Annotated in this window: 1 protein-coding gene; it reads left to right on the forward strand. The window is 61.0% G+C overall.

Features of this window, described 5'->3' with window-relative positions:
- The coding region (locus tag PZC42_RS24685; protein ID WP_277214151.1) for a hypothetical protein at window positions 1-193 on the forward strand (193 nt) is incomplete at its 5' end.
- Window positions 194-272 lie beyond the last annotated feature (79 nt).

A 272-nucleotide genomic window follows, 5' to 3' on the forward strand; every position in this document is an offset into this window, starting at 1 on the left:
CGGCACCATCCGCGTCGACGGCTGGATCCGCTACAAGGCCGGCGCCTTCATCACCGGACACTACCACCTCCGCGTCAGGTGCCCCGCCCTGCTCATCGTCAACGACGGCCGGGGAAGCTACGGCTCCAACTCCGGCGGCGGCAACGGCTACTTCAGGTTCCAGCGAGCCGCCGCCTGCGTCGTCGACGTCTGATCCATCCATCCATCTCCTCATCCTCCTCTCATGCATCCAACAAATCATATCATCCTTAATTAATTCTCCTCCTCTCATG

This window comes from Isoptericola croceus, from assembly GCF_029382255.1.
In the GTDB taxonomy this organism is placed as follows: Bacteria; Actinomycetota; Actinomycetes; order Actinomycetales; family Cellulomonadaceae; genus Isoptericola; species Isoptericola croceus.